Origin of the sequence: Scardovia wiggsiae F0424 (assembly GCF_000269605.1) — a bacterium.
Lineage (GTDB): Bacteria > Actinomycetota > Actinomycetes > Actinomycetales > Bifidobacteriaceae > Scardovia > Scardovia wiggsiae.
Genome location: NZ_AKCI01000001.1, coordinates 781,047 through 801,556, shown reverse-complemented (window position 1 = coordinate 801,556; position 20,510 = coordinate 781,047). Strand labels below are relative to the sequence as shown.

At 54.2% G+C, this 20,510-nt stretch carries 11 protein-coding genes; 6 read left to right on the top strand and 5 right to left on the bottom strand.

Annotation, left to right across the window (positions count from 1 at the left end):
* Positions 1–8: 8 nt before the first annotated feature.
* The gene (locus HMPREF9156_RS0103560; RefSeq protein WP_007147425.1) at positions 9–2,462 is read right to left on the bottom strand and encodes a hypothetical protein; all 2,454 of its coding nucleotides are present in this window, start codon (positions 2,460–2,462) and stop codon (positions 9–11) included.
* A gap of 92 nt (positions 2,463–2,554) precedes the next feature.
* Between HMPREF9156_RS0103560 and HMPREF9156_RS0103555 the strand changes: the two genes are divergently transcribed.
* From HMPREF9156_RS0103555 to HMPREF9156_RS0103535, 5 genes are all read left to right on the top strand, one after another.
* Positions 2,555–6,322, top strand: coding sequence for a tetratricopeptide repeat protein (locus tag HMPREF9156_RS0103555; protein WP_007147424.1), 3,768 nt, complete (start codon positions 2,555–2,557; stop codon positions 6,320–6,322).
* A 91-nt stretch (positions 6,323–6,413) separates the two neighbouring features.
* On the top strand, positions 6,414–9,017 hold the full coding sequence (gene ligA / locus HMPREF9156_RS0103550; RefSeq protein ID WP_007147423.1) for an NAD-dependent DNA ligase LigA: 2,604 nt from the start codon (positions 6,414–6,416) through the stop codon (positions 9,015–9,017).
* A 124-nt stretch (positions 9,018–9,141) separates the two neighbouring features.
* Complete coding sequence (locus tag HMPREF9156_RS0103545; RefSeq protein ID WP_100214500.1) at positions 9,142–10,362, top strand: P-loop NTPase; 1,221 nt, start codon at positions 9,142–9,144, stop codon at positions 10,360–10,362.
* Complete coding sequence (locus HMPREF9156_RS0103540) at positions 10,359–13,313, top strand: multicopper oxidase domain-containing protein (RefSeq protein WP_007147421.1); 2,955 nt, start codon at positions 10,359–10,361, stop codon at positions 13,311–13,313. The genes HMPREF9156_RS0103545 and HMPREF9156_RS0103540 overlap by 4 nt, the downstream gene beginning before the upstream one ends.
* Positions 13,314–13,385: 72 nt before the next feature.
* On the top strand, positions 13,386–14,681 hold the full coding sequence (locus tag HMPREF9156_RS0103535; protein WP_007147420.1) for a hypothetical protein: 1,296 nt from the start codon (positions 13,386–13,388) through the stop codon (positions 14,679–14,681).
* A gap of 159 nt (positions 14,682–14,840) precedes the next feature.
* On the opposite strand, the gene glnA is transcribed toward HMPREF9156_RS0103535, so the two are convergent.
* The 4 genes from glnA to HMPREF9156_RS0103510 form a co-directional block, all read right to left on the bottom strand.
* Positions 14,841–16,277, bottom strand: coding sequence for a type I glutamate--ammonia ligase (gene glnA / locus HMPREF9156_RS0103525; RefSeq protein WP_007147419.1), 1,437 nt, complete (start codon positions 16,275–16,277; stop codon positions 14,841–14,843).
* Positions 16,278–16,393: 116 nt separating this feature from the next.
* Positions 16,394–17,200 (bottom strand): DUF4191 domain-containing protein, encoded by an 807-nt coding sequence (locus HMPREF9156_RS0103520; protein WP_007147418.1) that lies wholly within the window; start codon positions 17,198–17,200, stop codon positions 16,394–16,396.
* 74 nt (positions 17,201–17,274) lie between these two features.
* Positions 17,275–18,804 (bottom strand): dihydrolipoyl dehydrogenase family protein, encoded by a 1,530-nt coding sequence (locus tag HMPREF9156_RS0103515; protein WP_007147417.1) that lies wholly within the window; start codon positions 18,802–18,804, stop codon positions 17,275–17,277.
* Between the two features lie 12 nt (positions 18,805–18,816).
* On the bottom strand, positions 18,817–19,497 hold the full coding sequence (locus HMPREF9156_RS0103510) for a DUF3043 domain-containing protein (RefSeq protein WP_007147416.1): 681 nt from the start codon (positions 19,495–19,497) through the stop codon (positions 18,817–18,819).
* Positions 19,498–19,772: 275 nt separating this feature from the next.
* On the opposite strand from HMPREF9156_RS0103510, the gene HMPREF9156_RS0103505 reads away from it, so the two are divergent.
* Complete coding sequence (locus HMPREF9156_RS0103505; protein WP_007147415.1) at positions 19,773–20,450, top strand: ECF transporter S component; 678 nt, start codon at positions 19,773–19,775, stop codon at positions 20,448–20,450.
* Positions 20,451–20,510: the final 60 nt, after the last annotated feature.

Sequence of the window (20,510 nt, the reverse complement as noted above, 5' to 3'; positions counted from 1 at the left end):
ATATAGGTTTAAATCATAAATACGCTGGCAAGCAGATGATATGCAGCAGGCGCCATCGTTATGATGGCATGTGATCTTGAGGGGTCAAAAATCGTCAGCACAAAGAAGATAAGCTCGAAAAATGCAGTAAGTATGAGGATCCACATAAGTACTGCTGCTGCAGCCGGCGAGTGTGCTGCAGAACGTATTATGCGGCGCATTGCCGGACTTTTAGGGCTGTTTAACCTGACCGATTTTCCTGAGCTGCCCGAGGCTGCTGCTTCCGTACCTGTCCTGTCCATGGCCTGCAGGCACCAGGTGGACAGGATAACAAAAATGGGGATAGAAGCCAGAGTGAGTATCCAGGAGAAGTCATTCATATAGCGCCAGTCAACACCTCCCATATATGTTTCCATAAGGCACATTGCGAAGCTGAGGGCAATGCACAGCACGGTAAGCAGAAGGGTCCGCGACCGGCGGAGTGCGCGCAGAACAGAAGGGGATATCATACAGACAACCAGCCAGCATAACGGCGCGAATATGAATATCCCGGCAATAATATTATCCGAGTACATCCAGGGGATAAGGCGCGGCTTATAAGAGTTGAAGAACGGGAACCCGCGGCTGGCTGTGGGCTGCAGCGGCGACCAGAAGTAAGCCGCGAACCCCTGTACTACTGACTGTGCGGAAGGTTTATATGCGGTCAGGTCGTCAACAGTCATCTGGTATTTGCTGCCAAAGTCGAAAATGGAACCAAATTTGATCTGGTTGTTGAGCAGGACGGGGAGGAGCCCTGCAACTGCTGACACAAGTGCAGCAGCTGTAAGCCTGATCTGCTGCCGGGTTATGTTCCTGCGTGATGCGCCGGAAGCATGGGCTGCGGTACCTGCAGCAGCTGCGGCAGGCTGCGCTCCAGTGCCGCGCTGCGTCTGGAGCAATTCCAGATAGAGGGGGATAAGCAGAACTGCAGACAGGATAAACGGCGGGCGGCAGCCCGCAGTAAGTGCGATAGACAGTGTACCAAAAATAATACGGGGATAAGATATCCGGCTTCCTGCGGCATTTCCTGCATCGGCACTGGTCCATGGTCGGTACCGTTTAAGGCCGGGATCATAGGTCCGGCGTGCACCGAGCCAGAGCCAGAAGCCAAGCGCAGTGAAAAAAGTAGCGCTTGCTGTAGGGATGCAGTAGAAGGTCAGGTTTGTGAACAGCGAAATGATAGTGCTGCCTGCCGCCATCATAAGGGTCACAATAAGCGTCTGCCCTACGGATATATTGGGGAAATACCTTTTGAGGAACCTTACGAGTGCAAGGAGCCCGAAAATAACGGCAAGGCACAGGAACGCGAAACTGGCAACAATAGTATTCAGCCACAGCCCTCCGGTGTGGAACAGGGAGGTAACAGCCTGGAAGGGGAGAAAGGCAACGAGGGCGGGGACGATGCCAAAATAGGAATACCAGTGGTTGTTATAAAAGACGTAATCCCAGTAGATCGTTGTGCCATTGGCGAGGAGGGCGTTGCGTTCAGCTACTGATTGCGGGTGGTGTGCAGTGAGGAGCTGGGGGTCAACGGGCAGGTCAAGCCACGGCTGCCCTTTAAGGATAGCCTGTGCTGAAAGCTGATACTGGCTGAAATCATATGTGTAGCTTCCCGGATACTGGAGGTACACGCCCGAATCCTGAGTCCAGCCCAGGAAAATACCGCTGAGGACGGTTATCGCAATGCAGGGGGCAATAATGCATACAAAGAAAAATATGCGGAACCGTGCGGATCCCGGTTCAAGGGTGATCCTGTAAAGCTCTGAACGGGGCCTGAGCAGGATCAGGAAACACAACAGTGCAAAAAGTATGGCGACGCGCAGCAGATTAAAAGAGAAAGGCGTGTCAGGGTTTGTCGTAATGGTGTGGAGGGCCAGATGCGACCCTGCAGAATCGCTGAACCAGACGCGCAGTTTCGCCCCCGGGCTGCGCCCCTGGGCTGTCAGCATGGAAACCTGGGACGGCAGAGGTACATACGCAGTCCGCGTAACAGAGGGGCTGAACTGGACAGCCTTCCCTGAAATACAGGTGCTGCCTGAACCCGTGCAGCTGTCGATCCTTGTATGGATAGTGCCGAGGTTGTGAGCAGGAAGGTTGGCATAATCCAGATGTGCCCCTGAAGTGTCAAAAAAGACCTGCGTTATCCGCCCTTTTACCGGGATATCAATATAGGCGTGCGAAGGGTCAGTGATAGTAAGCGTATTCTCTGCAGATGCGTAGCTCAGCCCCGTGCCGAAGCGGTTATCTGCGCGGAGCTGGACCAGGGAGAACGTTTCGGCGGCAGGCTGCACAGGCGGAGAGGCTTTCGATTTCCAGAATGAAAGGTTAAAAACTGAGGCTTCAAGGATAAGGGTAATAAGCGCTGCGGCAATAAGGTACACTGCAGTACGCGGAATATGTTTCCTGCGTGCCGCTGAGACAGATGGATACCCTTTTTTCGCCACATGAATATTGTAGCGTTACGGCTGCATGAGATGTCTAGTAAATTTGGGAAAATAGACGGAACCGCATAATGCAATCCATATACGAGGAGATAATGCCTATATTTCCACGTGGCTTTTTCAGCCGCCGCAGCAAACGCGAGCATAATGATGTGCCGGTCGGCACGCAGGGACCGCAGGAGTTCCATGCGCCCGGCCCATCCGCCGATTTCCGGCAGTCACATAGCGGCGGGTTCGACAGCGTATGGCAGGGGTACAGTATTTCGTCTTCTGTACAGCGGCATATTATCACTGATTTCCCCTACAGTGATAATTTCCCGTTCCCGCATATCGGATGGGCTGCGCTTGATGACAGCCTTTCGCATGACATTTCCGGGGGGCTTCCCGCCTCTGTGCTTATAGGGTTCTTTCCCGATGACAGCCATATTATCCCGATGGCATTTTGTGACAGCAGAGGGAATATATATGCAACGGATGAACAGTACCCGAGCATCAGCGCCTCCAATGAACCTCTGCTGAGCTTTATGAAGGAAGCGGAGGGGCATTTTGCTGCCGGCCGCATCGAGGGGACCGGATTTTCAGACGGCGGGGAGGCGGGCAGCGGTACCGTCTACGGTTCCCATGGCGCTGTAGTCCTGCGGGTGCCCGGTTCTGCACGCAGCCAGTGGGTAGCGAACTGGCTTGAGTCAGATGGGAAATTTACCCTCGAACAGATCCTGTCGGATCTTCCTGCGCGCATGGCTGCACAGCTCAGCTACCAGGATATGGCTGCAGCAGCATTTTTCGGCATCGCATTTTATCCTCTGGTCTGCAATGTGACCCCTATATACGGGCTGGGGGATATTTCATACCATCTGGCCCGGCAGGCTCCGCTAAGCGCTGTCCGCAGTATCAGAAAAGATGCTGAACAGCTTGCATCCGACGGTTTCAGGGTTTCCGGGCTGGAGGCCTATTTCATAGACTCCCTTGATGATGCCCACGTGTTTGAACCTGTGCCGGGCCTTGAAGCTGTGCATGGCAAAGAGCCGGCCGAACTGGTTTCGAATAAAAACACCCATCTGTTTATGATGTCGTGGGCTGGGCTGGACCTTGCCCCGGCCCTTAACGCCATCCGCCTGGAAAGCTCCATCAACCGTGTCCGCATGATCAGCGACATTCTTGAGACAAATGATGCCATGGGGAACCGCCTTACTGAAGATACCGTTGATGCCCGGCATATCAGTGAACTGGATCTGGCGCTGCTGAGGAATCCCGCATTCGGCGCACTGTCATCCCTTCCCGTAGAGGATTATCTTGAGGCTTCTCGCTCTGAAGGCGATGGCTATGGTTATACCGGTGGCCATCAGGACAGATCAGACGATGAAGATACTGAGGATGGGCTTCCCGGAGCCGACGTTGCGGCTGATCCCGCCGCATCCGCTGATGATACTTCTGACAGTATGTTTGCCTTTGGATTCACACCGTCTGATGCACGCCCTCCTGTTTCCCCGCACAGCAGCAGCCTCCCGTGGGACCGGCGTTTTCTGCTGGGGGATACGCGGGACCTTGCGGAAACAGTGGGCTCTACGAATGCAGCTTATGAGCTGTACCAGCTTGTGAGGTCGCTTGCCCCGCAGGCCGGCAGCGGCACCCCCGGGCCTGATGCTTCCCCTGACTCCCATACTACCGAGTGGCAGTACAGGCAGCTTTTTGCCCGTATTATCAGCCATCTGCGTGTCCCCTTCAGGTATGACATCAATTTCCGGTCCAATATTGACAGCGGTGTCGCTGCTGTTGCTTACAGTGCGGTCAGTTCCTTGATGATGCCGCAGCACCGCTATGATCCATATACCGGTGAACGCATAGGCATCCCCGAAGAGGAACGCGAACAGCTGAGCACCCAGTACAATCTGCGCCTGGGCATCATCCTCGCTGCTGCTGCTTTCGCATCTTCGCCTGAGATCAGGGAGGTCTCACTGCGCCTGGATTCCCTTGGCCTTGAAGAAAAGCTGAAGGAACGTACTGTACTTGCCCACAATATTATTGAAAAGATCCTTACTTCGTTTGAATCGCTTTCCCAGCAGCTCCAGAACCTTTCCCAGCAGATAGAGATGCTGTCCGGCGGCAGTGATGATGATGAAACAGAGAAAAAATCCAATCCAAAAGACGGGGATGTCCACGGGCGTGATGTAGGCATGACAGTAGCGGGGCAGCCGCGGGGCGTTGTCAACCCTGCCGGCAGCCGCGGTATGCGCAGCCAGGGCGGGAATGAAGATACGGCCAGGTCGCAGGAAGAGATCAACAGTATTTTTGAGCAGATGGTCCATGATATTGATCTGGACACGGATAGGACGGGCCCCTCAGGCGGTTCAGGCACAGGTCCGGATGCAGGGGATACTCTCGGCCTGTCGGATCCTTCCGATACGGAAGGTACCGGTACGGGTTCGGATACGGATACAGGTGCAGGTTTTGAGGCAGATTTTGACGCAAGCCTTCCCTTCCCATTCCCGGTGCATTCCGTAAGCAGCGCGGGGGTCAATGTGGATTCAAGCGAGGACGGCATAATGCCCTTGACGCCGGTAGCAGCGGTGACTTTCACCAGGGACGAGTTCGTCAGCCTCCTTGAACAGCAGGGGCTTAATGACCCGATGGGATTCTACTGCCATTTTGATGCAGTTATCGATCCGGATGAGAAGGGCAGGCTTAAGGAGATAACTGCGCCTGTCGATATCCATGATGAACGTTTTTCCCCGAGAGGTGCCCATGAAGAGCCGGAGGTGGCCGAAAGGGATTTCAGCCATGATATGGCTGAAGTTATGGGTGCCGCTGATACTGCGGGGCTGTCTATCCAGCGCGCGGATGTTATCCACAGGCTGTCAGATTCCATCAGCAGGATAGCCCGGAACCCGCATATGTCGAGTGCTGATAAAGCCCAAACCGTGATGGGCTATATTGAGGCAACGGGCGATCCTGAAGCCAGGGCACAGGCGTCAGCTGTTACTTCAGCGCTTATTGACGGCAATGATGTGCCGCCTCTGTCTCTGACATGGGTCAAGGAATTTGAGCAGGCGCGTTTCCATTCCAACGAGCTTATCCAGCAGGGGAGGATCGCACAGTCTGTTGATAACCAGGAGAAGGCGATCGCCGAACTGGATGAACACTTCCATGTTGAAGGTACTGTTCCCCGGTATTTTAATTCATATGCTGATCGTATTATTTATAATCATTTATTTGCTACTCCTGGTGAGCAGACAGTCCTTATACCGGACGAACTGTTCGATGCCCATTTCAAGATGGCTGATGCCCTGTTCCTTATGGGGCAGCCCCGCAAGGCTGCAGAGCATCTGAATAAGGCAGTTTCCTACGCTCCGTCATATACCATGGCCCATTTGCGCCAGGCGGTAGGGCTCGCCCTCGTAGAAGACTGGGATTCGGCTTTTGCCGCAACAGTGAATGCGGTAACTATTGCCCAGGACAGGGATGATGCCGCGTTCGGGTATTACCGGATGGCATATGCGGCATGGATGCGTGATGAGTTTGATGTAGCTGCAGCCGCATATATCCTTAGTGCCCAGATCGGCCCTGAGCGTATGGAGCCGCTAGGCTCGGAGCTTGAGGAGCTTGTGCGGCGTGCCCGTTCCCAGGACATACAGCTGCCGTCAGGCGAGGAAGAGGCGGCTGCAGTTATGCGCGACCATGGCCTCCCCCTGTGGCCTGACCCGCAGGTTCTTGAAATTGTGAGCGCTGCGGCTGAGGTATGTGTAGATAACCGTTTATTCATACCTGCACGCACTCTGCTCGTTTCTTCAGCGAGGATGAAAGACACAGATGAGTTATCGGCCAGATCCCAGCAGATACAGGTATTGAGATCATTGAATGCTTAGCGGGTCCTCGACAGATGCTGTATTGTAGGAGTGATTCGGATCACTCGGTCAGGTCTTGAAAATCGGACTTTAACGGGAATAGGATAGAGCTATGAATGTGCGATACGGGTCGTCCGGTGCAGCCAGGATGCATGCGGATGAAGGGGGACAACTGTCTTTTGAACTCGTTTCTGAAGGTACCGCGGATCCCGGGCCGGCCGGCGCTGCACATACCGGTCTGGCATACGGAAGCCCCGGAGCCCCGGAAAATACGGATACCTATATCGAATCCCTGCAGCGTACGGATGCGGATGCGCAGAAACTGGCAGGGATCGATGTTCCCCGGCTGGATATCAGGCAGGCTTCCCGGCTGTGGGCAAAAGTATCTTCATGGGTAGAAAGCGACCAGATCGCATACTACATTAATGATTCCCCGGTTTCTTCAGATGCCGCGTATGATGCACGCATGCTCATGCTTCAGAAGCTTGAAGCGCAGTTCCCGCAGCTGGATACCCCCCAGTCGCCTACACACAGGGTTGGCGGGACTTTTTCCAACGATTTCGCATCGGTAAGGCATCCGTCAAGGATGATGAGCCTGGATGATGTGTTTTCGCTCAGCGAGCTGAAACAATGGTATGAGGGTGTCCGCAGGGATCTGGAATGGCCGCAGGGGAAACCGCTTCCTATGACATGCGAGGTCAAGATCGACGGCCTTGCGCTGAACCTCATTTACAGGCACGGGATACTGTACCAGGGGCTGACCCGCGGCGACGGTGTTATCGGCGAAGATATCACCATGAATGTGCGTACTATATCGTCGATCCCCGGGCAGCTGTCGGGCACAGCTGCACAGGTCCCTGAAATGGTGGAGATCCGGGGTGAAGTGTTCATGAAATTCGATGATTTTGCAAGCCTGAACAGCCAGGCCCAGGCTGAGGGGCGTGCTGTTTTCGCCAATCCCCGTAATGCCGCTGCGGGGTCTTTGCGCCAGAAGGATCCCCGGATCACTGCGTTGCGCAGGCTCAGTTTTTATGCGCATGGCATGGGGACCCTTGAATGGGGGGACGGGGATGCAGGGCATCCGCAGGCCGGCACGCAGTCGCAGGCATACAGCCTTTATAAGATATGGGGTATCCCGGTATCGGGCCATACCCGCGAAGCCGTAAATTTTGACCAGATCCTTGAAATGGTCTCCTATTACGATGAACACCGCTATGATATTGAACATGCCCTTGACGGGATCGTGGTAAAGGTTGATGACCTGGCGCTGCAGCGCCGGCTGGGTTCCACTGCGCGGGCACCGCGATGGGCTATTGCATATAAATACCCTCCCGAAGAAGTCAATACTGAACTGCTTGATATTTCAGTGCAGGTGGGGCGTACGGGGCGTGCTACCCCTGTAGCGCATCTGAAACCGGTGCGTGTAGCGGGCTCTACTGTTTCGCGGACGACCCTGCATAATGCTTATGAAGTTGACCATAAAGGTGTCCTGATCGGCGATACTGTAGTTGTACGCAAAGCAGGGGATGTGATACCTGAGCTTGTAGGGCCTGTACTTGCCGCGCGCAAAGGCCGCGAGGGGCAGCTGCGCAGGTTTGTTATGCCACGATACTGCCCGAGCTGCGGTACTGAACTCGCCCCTGAGAAGGAAGGCGATAAAGATATCCGCTGCCCCAATGTGGAATCCTGCCCGGCACAGCTGTCCAACCGGATACTGCACTTGGCATCACGCCAGGCTTTTGATATTGAGCATCTGGGGGAGCAGAGCGCGCTTGCCCTCACTAACCCTGAGAATAACCGGCCCGACTCGGTATCGGAATACCTGCCTGATACCAGGGAGATAACGGTAGCCCCCGGCCAGGAGCCGCCATTGTACGAGCCCGACCCTGCGCTGCAGCTCCCTGAAGTGCAGTCACCCGCAGTGACAAGCGAAGCTGATCTGTTCTCCCTCAGGGCAGAAGACCTGCGTGATGTACGGATATGGCGTGAGATCCCTGTTATTGAAGTGGTACAGGGCATTGACCCTGTCACAGGGAAGAAAACAAAGACCCGTAAAAACAGGGGAGGGAGCGGGCTATGGTCGCAGTCCCCGGCATTCTATAACCTTCCTACCAGGGGGGGTAAGGCTTCTGATGCCCAGCCCTCACGCACAACAGTAGAGATGCTCAGCGAATTTGATAAAGCTAAGGATGCTGAACTGTGGAGAGTCCTTGTAGCGCTGTCTATCCGCCATGTCGGCGCACCAACAGCAAGGCTTATTGCGAAGAGGTTCAGGACCCTGGATGCTGTTGCAGCTGCTTCGGAAGAAGACCTTGTTTCCGTTGACGGTGTCGGTGCCGAGATCGCAGCCTCTGTTGCATCATGGTTCCTCCAGGCACGGGATCCGGAAAGCTGGAGAGGGAAAATACTGCATGCATGGGCTTCCGCCGGTATTGGGAGCCAGGCGGCTGAAGACCCTGGGCTGGAGCAGACGCTTGAAGGCAAAACTGTCGTGGTCACAGGGACCCTTGCTGATTTTTCCCGCGAATCGGCGAAAGAAGCTATCGAAGCCAGGGGAGGCAGGGCTTCCGGTTCTGTAAGCAAAAAAACTTCATATGTGGTTGTCGGTTCTTCTGCAGGCTCCAAGGCAGCAAAGGCTGAAGAGCTTGGCATACCTATATTGGATGAAGACCAGTTCAGGCAGCTCCTTATGCATGGGGACGTCCCTCATGAATGACTCTCCTGTCAGCAGCATCCCCGGGGACGTCGGCAATGCTGGCGGTATTGTATCGGGATCGGGCATCCCGGAAAGTATTTCTGATGACGAAAAGGAATTCCGCCGGGCTGTCCGCACGGATATTATGAACAGGCTTTCGGCGGTGGTTGACCCTGAGCTTGGAAGGAGCATCACAGACCTTAATATGGTCGTGGGGATCGATATCAGGCCCGTTGAAGGCAAGCCAACTTTCGAGGAGCTGTTCCGGTACAGCCCTGGTGCCAGCAGCAAGGGTATGCCTCTTTCCCGGGAGCGCCCATATTATGATATTACTGTCCATCTGGAGCTTACTGTGCCGGGCTGTCCGCTGAGCAGCACTATCGTATCAGGTATTGAAAATGTGGCGGGCAGCTATTCGGCAGCACACGTGAGTATCAGCACACAGGTCGATACCATGAGCGAAGAAAAGCTTAACAGCCTGGTGGCACAGCTTAAAAAAGAACGCAAGGAGAACCCTTTCCATAAAAGCGGTGTAAAAACACGTATTTTTGCCGTGGCGTCAGGGAAAGGCGGGGTAGGAAAATCCGCGGTTTCGGCAAACCTTGCCGCGGCTTTCGCAGCAATGGGGTACAGCACAGCAGCCATTGATGCTGATATTTATGGGTTTTCGTTGCCGAAACTGTTCGGCATCCACGGGAGCCCCACTAATCTTAACGGCATGCTTATGCCCATGGAAGCATGGGGGGTCAAACTTATATCTATTGGCATGTTCGCCGGCTCCGAAAGGGCGATCCTGTGGCGCGGCCCGAGGCTGCAGAGATCCCTGGAACAGTTCCTGTCGGATGTGTGGTGGGGGCAGCCTGATGTGCTTGTTATTGATCTGCCGCCCGGGACAGGCGATATGACGATCACTGTGGTACAGGCTCTTCCTAATGCCCATATGCTTGTTGTGACTACGCCCCAGCCGTCAGCATCCGATATTGCTGTGCGTGCCGGGCTGGTGAGCCTCCAGCTTCCTGTTAAGGTTGCCGGGGTCATTGAGAATATGTCATGGTACGACCATGCAGGCGAAAGGCTGCATATTTTCGGCCAGGGGGGAGGCCAGCGTGTCAGTAGCCAGCTGACCAGGGATGTGGGGTATGATGTCCCTCTGCTGGCACAGCTTCCCCTGGATCAGAGTATCCGTGTAACAGGGGAGGCGGGGCGTCCTGTCGTCCTCAATGAGGATGGTTCTCTGGCCGATACCCGCCTCGCGCAGCAGTTCAAACATATTGTTGACCAGCTTATGGGTGTTGGCGGCGATGAGGAAGCAAGGTACCGGACGGCAGAAGGCAGCCACGGAAAAGATAAGGGGCAGGAAAAATGAAAGATTTTGATACAATAAACGGCCCCCGCCGGACAGGGCATTCTGTTGCGTTCCCATGGCCCCGGTTCTTCCTGCTGATATGTGCTGGCCTTGCCGCCCTGGCCGGGACCTTTGCTGCGCTTTTGCGCTCCAATCTTCCCTCGCCGGTCACACGCCCGCCGCTCGCCGACGCACACGGGGCATTGATGGTGTTTGGTTTCCTGGGCACCGCGATATGTCTGGAACGGGGTGTCGCTTTCCGTGCGGGTTCCCCGCGCAAGCCTGCATGGGGTTTTCTCGCGCCTCTGAGCGAAGCGCTGGGGATGCTGTCCATGATCCTCATCATGATGAGGGTGGTCCCGATGTCCCTCTGGCAGCTGGTCCCGGGGATCTTCTGGGCTGCCGGGATGTCCCTGCTGAGCGCGGTATATGCCGTTATCTGGACCAGGCAGCACTCTGTGTCTGTCCTCATCCAGCTACTTGGATCGGCTGCCGGCACCTGTTCAGCAGGATTATGGGCGTCCGGCATCAATGCTTCTGCACTTGCCCCATGGTGGATGGTTTTTCTTGTGCTGACTATTGTTGGGGAGCGTCTTGAACTTGCGCATGTTTCTTTTGTCGGCATGTATGTTGAACCCGTTCTTACGGCTTCTTCTGCAGCAGCTGTGCTTTCGCTGCCGCTGCAGCTGATGCTCCCCTCTGCAGGATATGCTGTCCTCGGCCTGGCATTACTTGCATTACTGGTAACAATGCTGCTTAATGATACGGCAATAAAAACATGGAAGGTGCGCGGGGTCACAGGGTTTATGGGCGTCTGCATGCTCCTGGGGTATGCATGGGCGCTGTTCGCCAGTATTTTATGGATATTCGGAGTTTACGGCGATAACGGTTACTGGGCAGATATGGGGATACATGCACTGACTTTGGGGTTCACCATATCAATGGTTATTGCCCATGTATGCGTTATCGTCCCCTCTGTTATTCGGCGGGCAATGCCCTACAGCCCCGTCCTGTGGCTGCCGCTGACCCTCCTGCATCTTGGGCTGGTATTAAGGCTGCTCGGTGCTGTACGAGGGGTATCTGCCCTGTGGCAGACAGGTGATTTTATTGATGTTATTGCAGTCTTTTCGCTTATATTATGCGTCCTGGGGATGAATATTTACGCAGCATCCAGGCGCCGGAGGAATAAGCGTCCTGCAGCTCATCCTGCCAGTTCCGCCGTCGTTGCCGGTCCTGCCGGTCTTGCCGGGGCAGTTTCTTCGCGCCGGGAAATTTCAGCTGCGCATCCGTCTGGGCATCCGGAGGGACCGGAACAGCCCCATAGGGAGGATTCCCGCCATCTGAAGCACTCGGAGGGCTCAGGGCCTCCTGCGGCGCAGAAGCCCGGTCGTGAAAGGGTCCGCAGGCGTGTAACGCAGACGCATTCAGATATATCTGACTATGCCCGGTCCCGCCGTACTTTTTTCACAGTATCCGGGTGGTCTGTACTGTGTACGGCAGCAGTACTTTTAGTATGCAGTTTGATAATCGGGATGCATCCTGCGCTTGTGGCTAACCAGGGCGGGGCTTCCGGCAGCCCTTCGCTGCCGCAGGGGCTGCAGGGGCTGCAGGGACAGGGTCAGCATACTGCAGCAGTTGCACCTACCGGGAAAACCACAACTGTCAAACTCCGTGTAGGGGCTGACGGGATGTCCTTTGCCCCTGCACGGCTGGCAGTGCCTGCGGGCAACAGGCTTGTTATTGAGTTCTCCAATACGGGTGATCAGACGCATGACCTGGTGGTGGATAACGGTGCAACGACCGGACGTGTATCTCCCGGGGAGGTTAAAAAGCTGGATGCCGGCGTAATTGCGTACAGTATGGAAGGATGGTGTTCCCTGGCAGGGCACAGGCAGATGGGGATGTCCCTCCATATCGCTGCCTTAGATAATGAAGGCAATGAGATCGCCGGCCCTTCTTCGCAGCGGGGAAGCCATGTCGAGCAGCCTTCAGGCAGTGACAGCAACGCCCAGCCTTCCACTCCCGTACCTTCATCCGCAGCCCTGCGCAGGCAGGCGGAAAAGAGCGCGCCGTACGATCCCCGTATGCCTGATTATACGGATTCGCAGTCAACACAGAGCAGCGGAAGCATTAATGGTATGCAGGGCGTAGTACGCAGGGTAACAATGACTGTCACTGAGGCAAAAATCACTGTTGCTGAAGGGTTTACGCAGACAGTAATGCGCTACAACGGCACTATCCCCGGACCTGTGCTCCGCGGGAAGGTAGGGGATGTTTTTGAAGTGACCCTGGTCAATAAGGGGTCTATGGATCATTCCCTTGATTTCCATGCAGGCGATGATGCTGCTCCGGATAAGGCGATGCGTTCCGTAAAACCGGGAAAATCCCTAGCTTACACATTCCGGGCATCGCGTGCAGGAATATGGATGTACCACTGTTCAACTGCCCCGATGACTGTACATATTGCGGGCGGTATGTACGGGGCAGTGGTCATTGAACCGCAGGCGGGCCTTCCTCGGGTGGATAAGGAGTACGTCCTTGTCGGCGGGGAAATGTACCTTGGCGGCAATGGGAAAGGTGCCGACACCCAAAAAATAGCACGGATGGTACCCGATATAGCGGTATTCAACGGCCGCGCATTCCAGTATGACGCACATCCCCTTACTGCGCAGACAGGCAAACGTATACGTATCTGGGTGATGAATGACGGGATCAGCTGTTCCATGCCATTCCACGTGATAGGCGCGCAGTTCTCAAGCGTATGGACCGAAGGCAGATACACGGTGAAGGATAATTCTTCAGGATCCGGTGCGATGGAACATAATACCGGGGCTCAGGTACTTCCCCTCATGCCTGCGCAGGGCGGATTCGTGGAGATCGATTTCCAGACGCCGGGAAGGTACCCCTTTGTCAACCATTCCATGGGCCTTGCTGAAAAGGGGCAGCATGGGTATATTGATGTAAGTAAATAATGATACGCATTATTTTCCAAAGGAAAAGGTACTCTTGAAAGTATTAAAGGGGCATAAGGGGAAAGGTATAGTATGTCTGATTCCGATAATCTTCAGCATAATGATAAGCCTGAGAATAGTGATAATAATGACGGTAAGGGTCTGACACAGCGTGTCGGTGATGCCGAATACCCCATTACTTTTTCTGGCGTGGATGACGGCTATCCTAGTCTCTCTTTGCTTCCTACCGGCGCTATGCTGTTTACTGAGGCTAAGCATACGAATAATGAGGGGGAACCTGTCCAGTCCACTAAAACGATGCCTGATGCCAAGGAGGGGAGGTCGTCGTATTCGTGGCGGCGTGTGTGGGTATGGACTGTTGTGTATGCTGTGGGGTTTTGTGTTTCTACGTTTTTGGAGGCATGGTATATCCGGCAGAGTATGGACAGCCGCAGCCGCGGCCAGTCATGGCTGTTTAATTTTATTTATATTTTGCCTGATTCCTGGGTTCCGCAGTCAGTAAAAAACTGGTATTGGAACCTGCAAGACAACACTATCGTAGGCGCATTCGATTATATATTTATATCTTTTGGTCTGATGAGTATTGTGCTCATGTCGTTATGGGTATCTATCAGCAGTTACCGTGCGTGGAAGAAGGATCCTACCGCTGTTATTGTGTCGGGGAAAATACTGTATCCTGTGCTGCGTTTTAGTTCGGCAGTGGTTTTATTTGCTTTTTCTGTCCTTGTGGGCTATGGCTTAGGGTGGAACTGGTGGTATGACTCGTATATTAGGCCGGGTGTGCTGACGGGTCCCGTTGCTGAACAGTGGGATGTGGTAAAGCCTACTCCTTTGAGGCTGGCTCGGTGGCAGGGTAGCCCTCCGGGGCATGTGTGTGCTATGGGGGATAAGGATTGTATTCGGGGAGGATGGTGTACGTGGTATGGTACGTGGGATGATCTGCATAACAGGGTACCGGCCAATATCGTGCCTACCGTGGTAATATGCGTCATTGCTGTGGTATGCCTTTTGGCGATACATATGTATTTGATCCGGAGCAAAGGAAATCCTGACGCCTACTGGAAACCCGCTTTTGTTTCCAGCTCTGTCCTGTTTGGTATTCTGGCCGCTGGCTTGTTTGTCCAGGCACTGTTCGCCCATTCTATCGCTGCTAACGGAGTGCTGTTTGATGGCTTTGTACTTCTTATGATTGCTGCTTTGGGTATTATCGGTTTCCGGATGCAGCTGGCGACCTATTGGACATGCGTAAAACGTAGGAAAGCCCATTTCGAATGGCTGGCAGGCTACGAGATAGTAGTGGTAGCAGTTGCGATCATTATCTGCGCCCTCCTTTTAGTATTTGGAGAAAACGTTACACTGGAAGTTTAATCATAAGATAAAAACTTTGCCGTTAGGGCAGCTGTTTCCCGTTCCCGATCCGGAATTCGGATCCATGATCTGCAGCTTCTGGAAAAGGAAGAACACGAATACTTCCGGTTCCTCGCATCCCTGCTCTGACTGCCGGCAGCAGCTAGAGCAGGGATCACATTAAATATGGAAATACAGCTCGTATTCCAATGGGGTAGGGGCAAGCCTCTGCATCTCGATCTCAGCATTCTTGAGATCTATCCACGTCTGGATAAGGTCATCGGTGAACACATCGCCTTCGCTGAGGAAGTCATGGTCTTCTTCCAGGGATTTCAGTGCCTCATCAAGGGAAGCGGGAACCTGTTTTACCAGGGCATGCTCTTCGGGCGGCAGTTCGTAAAGGTCCTTATCGATAGGATCCGGCGGCTCGATGTGGTTGAGGATGCCGTCAAGCCCTGCCATCAGCTGTGCTGAGAAGGCAAGGAACGGGTTGCAGCTGGGGTCAGGCGCGCGGAACTCAATACGCTTGGCAGCCGGGGAAGTGCCGGCCAAGGGTATGCGGATAGCTGCCGAACGGTTACGGGCAGAGTATACAAGGTTTACAGGCGCTTCATACCCGGGTACCAGGCGCTTGTAAGAGTTCAGGGAAGGATTGGTGAATGCCAGTACAGAGGAAGAGTGCTTTATCAGCCCTCCAATATACCAGCGGGCAATATCCGACAGCCCGCCGTACCCATTTTCGCTGTAAAACAGGGGTTCCCCATTCTTCCACAGCGACTGGTGGCAGTGCATACCCGTACCGTTATCGCCTGCAAGGGGTTTAGGCATAAAAGTCGCAGCTTTCCCGGCAAGATATGCTGTTTCGTGGACAACATACTTATATTTCATAAGGTCATCGCCTGCATGGGTCAGGGTATTGAAACGGTAGTTGATCTCCTGCTGCCCTGCAGCGCCGACTTCATGGTGCGATCGTTCAAGTATCAGCCCCACTTTCTGAAGGTTGGCAACCATATCATCGCGGAGGTCCTGGCTATGGTCGATTGGGGGGACAGGGAAATATCCACGCTTCACCCTGTTCTTGAACCCGACGTTGGGTGTACCGTCTTCTTCGTACTCCTCAGCGGAATTCCACGGTGCTTCCACAGAATCGATCTCGTAGAAAGAGCGGCGCATGGAATTTTCAAACCGTACTTTGTCAAAAATAAAGAACTCAGCTTCCGGTGCAAAATCAGCTGTATCTGCAATGCCGGTGGAGTTAAGGTAAGCTTCGGCTTTCAGAGCCACCTGGCGGGGGTCGCGTGAATACGGCTCATCCGTTATAGGGTCAACGATAGAAAATGCTACGTTCAGGGTTTTATGGGTGCGGAACGGATCAATATAAGCAGTTTCCACATCCGGGATAAGCTTCATATCAGACTGGTTGATCGCCTGGAACCCCTGCATTGATGAGCCGTCAAACGGCATGCCGTCGGTAAAGGCGTCCTTGAGGAACTCGCCTGCCGGTACTGTAAAATGCTGCTGGACACCTATCAGATCAGTGAAACGTACAGATACGTACTCCACTTCTTCTTTATCGATAAGGGCTTCTACATCTTCTTTTGTACTTATGCCGGCCATATGCCGCTCCTTTCCAGTACCGTATTTATCCTTGCGGATATTGTGATATCTGTGGCTAGATATCTTTCTTTCCAGTGTAGTTCGGGGTACACATAAGTCCTGTAAATTCCTGTAAATTACTTGCCGCGCATTGCCCTGCGGCTTACCTTCTTCATACGGGCAGGGTCAACGCCCTTCGGGATGGGCAGCCCATTTTTGCTTTGCAGTGTGCGCAGGCGGTCGTTGACATGCTCAAGCTCATCCATAGTGAATTTGATTTTATGGCGTTTGCGCAAATGCCTGCGCAGTTTGCTCAGCGGGACCTGCCCGTCGCCGTTGCCTACAGAAACCCTGTAGACAGGGATATCAGACCCCTGTGTAACACGCCGTATTTTCTGGGTCTCCCTGTCCATCGCTGCATTTGTGGCATCAAGCGGGCCCTCTGCCACGAGGTAGACACCGTACAGTGAAGTCCCGCGCCAGATCGCATTCTTCGTGCGGGGATCGACCCATACCGGTTCTTTAGTGAACTGGATGACCCGTCCTGTGAAGCGCCCGCTTGACAGGCTGTCCAGCACTGCCCCTGCGGCGCCGGGCTGGCCTTCAAGGCGTTTGTATCCGGCGGCTTCGCTCCGGTTAGTCAGGATGACTGTCATTACAAGGAACCCCAGCAGCAGTGCTGTGATGATGTTGAGGATCCAGCCTATCCATCCGTTCCGCAGGATGAACCCCAGCCCGACAATAAGGGCTGCAGGGATGATGAAGCCCCCGAGCATCCACCATGTGATGGATGGGTCTTCTTTTTTTGTAAAATCATAGATCATCTTCATCTGCTTGAAGATATTGCGGCGCTTGGGCTTCCCGCTGTTTTTGCGGGAAGCTGAAGATGTGGGGGAAGGTTTAGGGTTTGTGTTCCTGCTGTTGCGTGATTTCAGGTCGGCCATACATACCTCTTATATAGTGTCAACTGTAAAACTACCTGATATCAGTGTACTTGACAGATACTACTTAACGCACTTTAACGCACATGAAGGGGCCTGCCGTCAGCTTTAAGCAATGTCTCGCCGAGTGATTCGCTCAGCGTAGGGTGGGGATGGATAAGCCGGGCAGCATCAGCCAGGGGGATATGGTTCCCGATTATCTGTTCGGCCTCAGCAATCAGTTCGCCTGCACGCACTCCGGCTATATGCACCCCGATCACATAACGGGTATCCCCGCCCTCCCCGGGATGCCGTGCAGTAACAACAGTGATGCTCCCGCCTGACTGTTCCATAAGCACCCGTGAATTGGACAGGAGGGGGAGGACGGTTTCCTCAACATCTGTGAACTGTCCGGCAAGCCCCTGTGCCTGCTCGGAAGTGTACCCTACGCTTGCTGCCTCGGTTGTCGAGTAGACTACCTGCGGGACAGTTTTTTCATCGACCGGGCGGGGGAGGGCGCTTAATATCCCCTGTTCACAGGCGATGCTTTCAGCAATAACAATACCCTGCGCAAAAGCTTTATGCGCAAGCTGGTGGCCGGCGGTCACGTCCCCGGCTGCCCAGATGTTGGGGACCGATGTTTTCCCGAACGGATCGGTTTTTATGCTCCCATCGCTGTCAATCGCGATATTGAGGCTGCGCAGCCAGGGGCTTTCTGTCGCAGGCCTGCGCCCGATAGCGATAAGGACCTTGTCTGCCTTGAATTCGAGCACTTCGCTGCTGTCCCCGGTACCGCGGGTATAGGAGATAACAGCCTGCGGTTCGCTTTCATGGGTTCCTGCAATATTTGTAACGTGCGATGAAGGTATAAATTTTATCCCTGCACGTTTCAGGCCCCGCATAACAGACTCCCCCATATGGCTATCGCCGTGCGACAGGGGACGGCCTTTACGCATAAAAACAGTGACTGAGCTTCCCATCGCATTCCAGAAGCTGGCGAACTCCAGTGCAATGGCTCCCGAGCCGATGATCCCCACAGTTTCCGGGATCTCTGCGAGCTCAAGTGCCCGGTCAGAATCAAGGACCGTATCAGAGAATCCAACGCCTGGGAATGGTACTGTGCGCGACCCTAAAGCAAGTATCACATGCCCTGCAGTGACGGATGTTTTCCCGGTGCCGTCAGCAGAGACCCGGACCGTATGCGGGCCATCCTTACTGCTGATTGAAGCGTATCCTTTAATAACTGTTATCCCGCAGAAATCGATAAGGGAGGCGAGGCCCGAAACCATCGTGCCGGTTATTTTTGCCTTCCGCTCAAACAGTTTCCCGGTATCTGCCGATACGGCGGTCTCATCTACGGAAATACCCCAGTACTGTGCTTTCGATATCTCTTCGCGGGCATGTGCTGCGGTGAGCAGCGCCTTGGTAGGGATGCACCCTCGGTTCAGGCAGGTGCCTCCCAGGGTAGCGTCTTTTTCAATAAGCGCAGTTTTCAGCCCCAGCTCTGCGGCACGCAATGCGGTTGCGTATCCGCCGGGGCCGGCTCCGATAACAGCAATATCATAGTCATAGCGGCCGGAGCTGCCGTGCTCCTGCCCTTTACGTATATTCCCGTTTGTCTGAGGCATAATCCGGCAATACTACTTATCTTTTATAATATTTTTTTCGCGCCACTGCTTATAACCGCTGTGTTTGGGATGGGCCGGTTTAGGCAGGCGCCAGCGGCGTATATTCATAGCCCGCTGGGCGGCATACATCCCGGAGCGCATTTTGCGGTTAACGCTTTCTTCACCGTAATGCAGGATAAGCTGCTTTTTCAGCCCGCGCCACATAATAATCAGATCAGCCACGGCAACAAAGAAATATGCGTAAATCAGGACCATAAGCACAAGGGCGAGGGCAGGAAACCATCTGATCACGACCAGCGACAGGACGAGGACAACGAGGATGAAGGGCATGAAGTATTCTGCAATATTCCACCGGGAATCTACGTAATTTCGGATATAAATACGGAATGGGAGACGCTCAGCGGCAGGCATGTGCGCAATGTCGCCCGTACGCATTGCTTCGTATTCCTTGTCCTGGCGTTCACGGGACCGGAGCCGGGCAGCCTTGCGGCTTGCCTTACGGTCTTTGGGAACCAGAGGGCGCAGCTTTCGGGCCTCTGCCTGGCTGCGTTTAGGGGTAGGCCTGCCTTTTTTGCTGCTGCCGGCAGCATTACCGGCAGTATCAGATGAAGCTGCCTGTGATGAGGCACCGCTGCCTTCGTCTGATAAAGCAGCTTCGGAGTCTTTTTTCCTCTTGAACAAGTTCCATTCCATGGTTTTTTACCATACCGGCAAGGATAGACGCTAAACGCTGCAATTATCGCTGCCCTGTGCCACTATAGGAACTGACACGGGTGCTTTACCTTCTGCCCGGCAGACAGGCCATACGGATACCTGCATGGTATCCCGATCATCTGCGGCAGGGGGCAAGGCTGAGAAACGGTCTGGCTGCCAGGCCGATACCGATAGAACGTCCACCGGGTAATACCGGCATACGGAAAGTCGCTTGACCCGTGCTTTTCGAGTATTTTACTAAGGAAAGGCACATTATGGACTCGAATATCCCATCAGTACAACCAGTACATTCCCCATCTCCACGCACGGCTCCTCTGCGGTGGCGTGTGGTAGATATCGTCGTCGCCTCGGTTATAGGGGTAGTCAGCGCTTTTATCTATTGGGGAGGGGCATGGGCTTATCAGGCGCTTAAGCCTGCGTTCGCATTTATCCCAGGGCTGATAGGCCTCGTTAACGGACTGTTCCTTTTCGCCGGGCCGCTCGCAGCGATCATAGTAAGAAAACCTGGAGCTGCTGTTTATGCCGAGATGGTGGCAGCCCTGCTTGAATCCCTTCTCGGCAACGCCTGGGGAGGCGCTGAAACAGTTATCAGCGGGCTCCTTCAGGGGATCGGTGCAGAACTGGTTTTCCTTTTTTGCCTTTACAGGGTGTGGAACTGGTTCACAGCGGTGCTGTCGGGGCTATTCTCCGCAGCTGCATGCTACATAGGATATGCAGTCCTGGGATACCTGCAGGGGTCATCTGCTGTGAAAAAGGCTGTTGAAGGTGTAAGCACAATAGTTTCCGGGGCAGTTATCGCCGGGATATGTATGTGGCTCCTTTACCTGGCGATCGCGAAAACCGGTGCTTTGGACCGTTTCCCGTCAGGGCAGGCAGTGCGTATGAAGGTACAGGATGGGCAGGATAGTATGTCTGCGGCTGAAGCTGAGTGATATGTTTTCTGCGTTGGAGGCCAGCAATGCGGCTGCCGGCAGATACCGCAGCAGCCGCTG

Excerpts from the sequence above, each read along its gene's own strand:
- HMPREF9156_RS0103555 (WP_007147424.1), top strand. The coding sequence starts at position 2,555 with ATGCCTATATTTCCACGTGGCTTTTTCAGCCGCCGCAGCAAACGCGAG.
- ligA (WP_007147423.1), top strand. The coding sequence starts at position 6,414 with ATGAATGTGCGATACGGGTCGTCCGGTGCAGCCAGGATGCATGCGGAT.
- HMPREF9156_RS0103545 (WP_100214500.1), top strand. The coding sequence starts at position 9,142 with ATGAACAGGCTTTCGGCGGTGGTTGACCCTGAGCTTGGAAGGAGCATC.
- HMPREF9156_RS0103540 (WP_007147421.1), top strand. The coding sequence starts at position 10,359 with ATGAAAGATTTTGATACAATAAACGGCCCCCGCCGGACAGGGCATTCT.
- HMPREF9156_RS0103535 (WP_007147420.1), top strand. The coding sequence starts at position 13,386 with ATGTCTGATTCCGATAATCTTCAGCATAATGATAAGCCTGAGAATAGT.
- glnA (WP_007147419.1), bottom strand. The coding sequence starts at position 16,277 with ATGGCCGGCATAAGTACAAAAGAAGATGTAGAAGCCCTTATCGATAAA.
- HMPREF9156_RS0103520 (WP_007147418.1), bottom strand. The coding sequence starts at position 17,200 with ATGGCCGACCTGAAATCACGCAACAGCAGGAACACAAACCCTAAACCT.
- HMPREF9156_RS0103515 (WP_007147417.1), bottom strand. The coding sequence starts at position 18,804 with ATGCCTCAGACAAACGGGAATATACGTAAAGGGCAGGAGCACGGCAGC.
- HMPREF9156_RS0103510 (WP_007147416.1), bottom strand. The coding sequence starts at position 19,497 with ATGGAATGGAACTTGTTCAAGAGGAAAAAAGACTCCGAAGCTGCTTTA.
- HMPREF9156_RS0103505 (WP_007147415.1), top strand. The coding sequence starts at position 19,773 with ATGGACTCGAATATCCCATCAGTACAACCAGTACATTCCCCATCTCCA.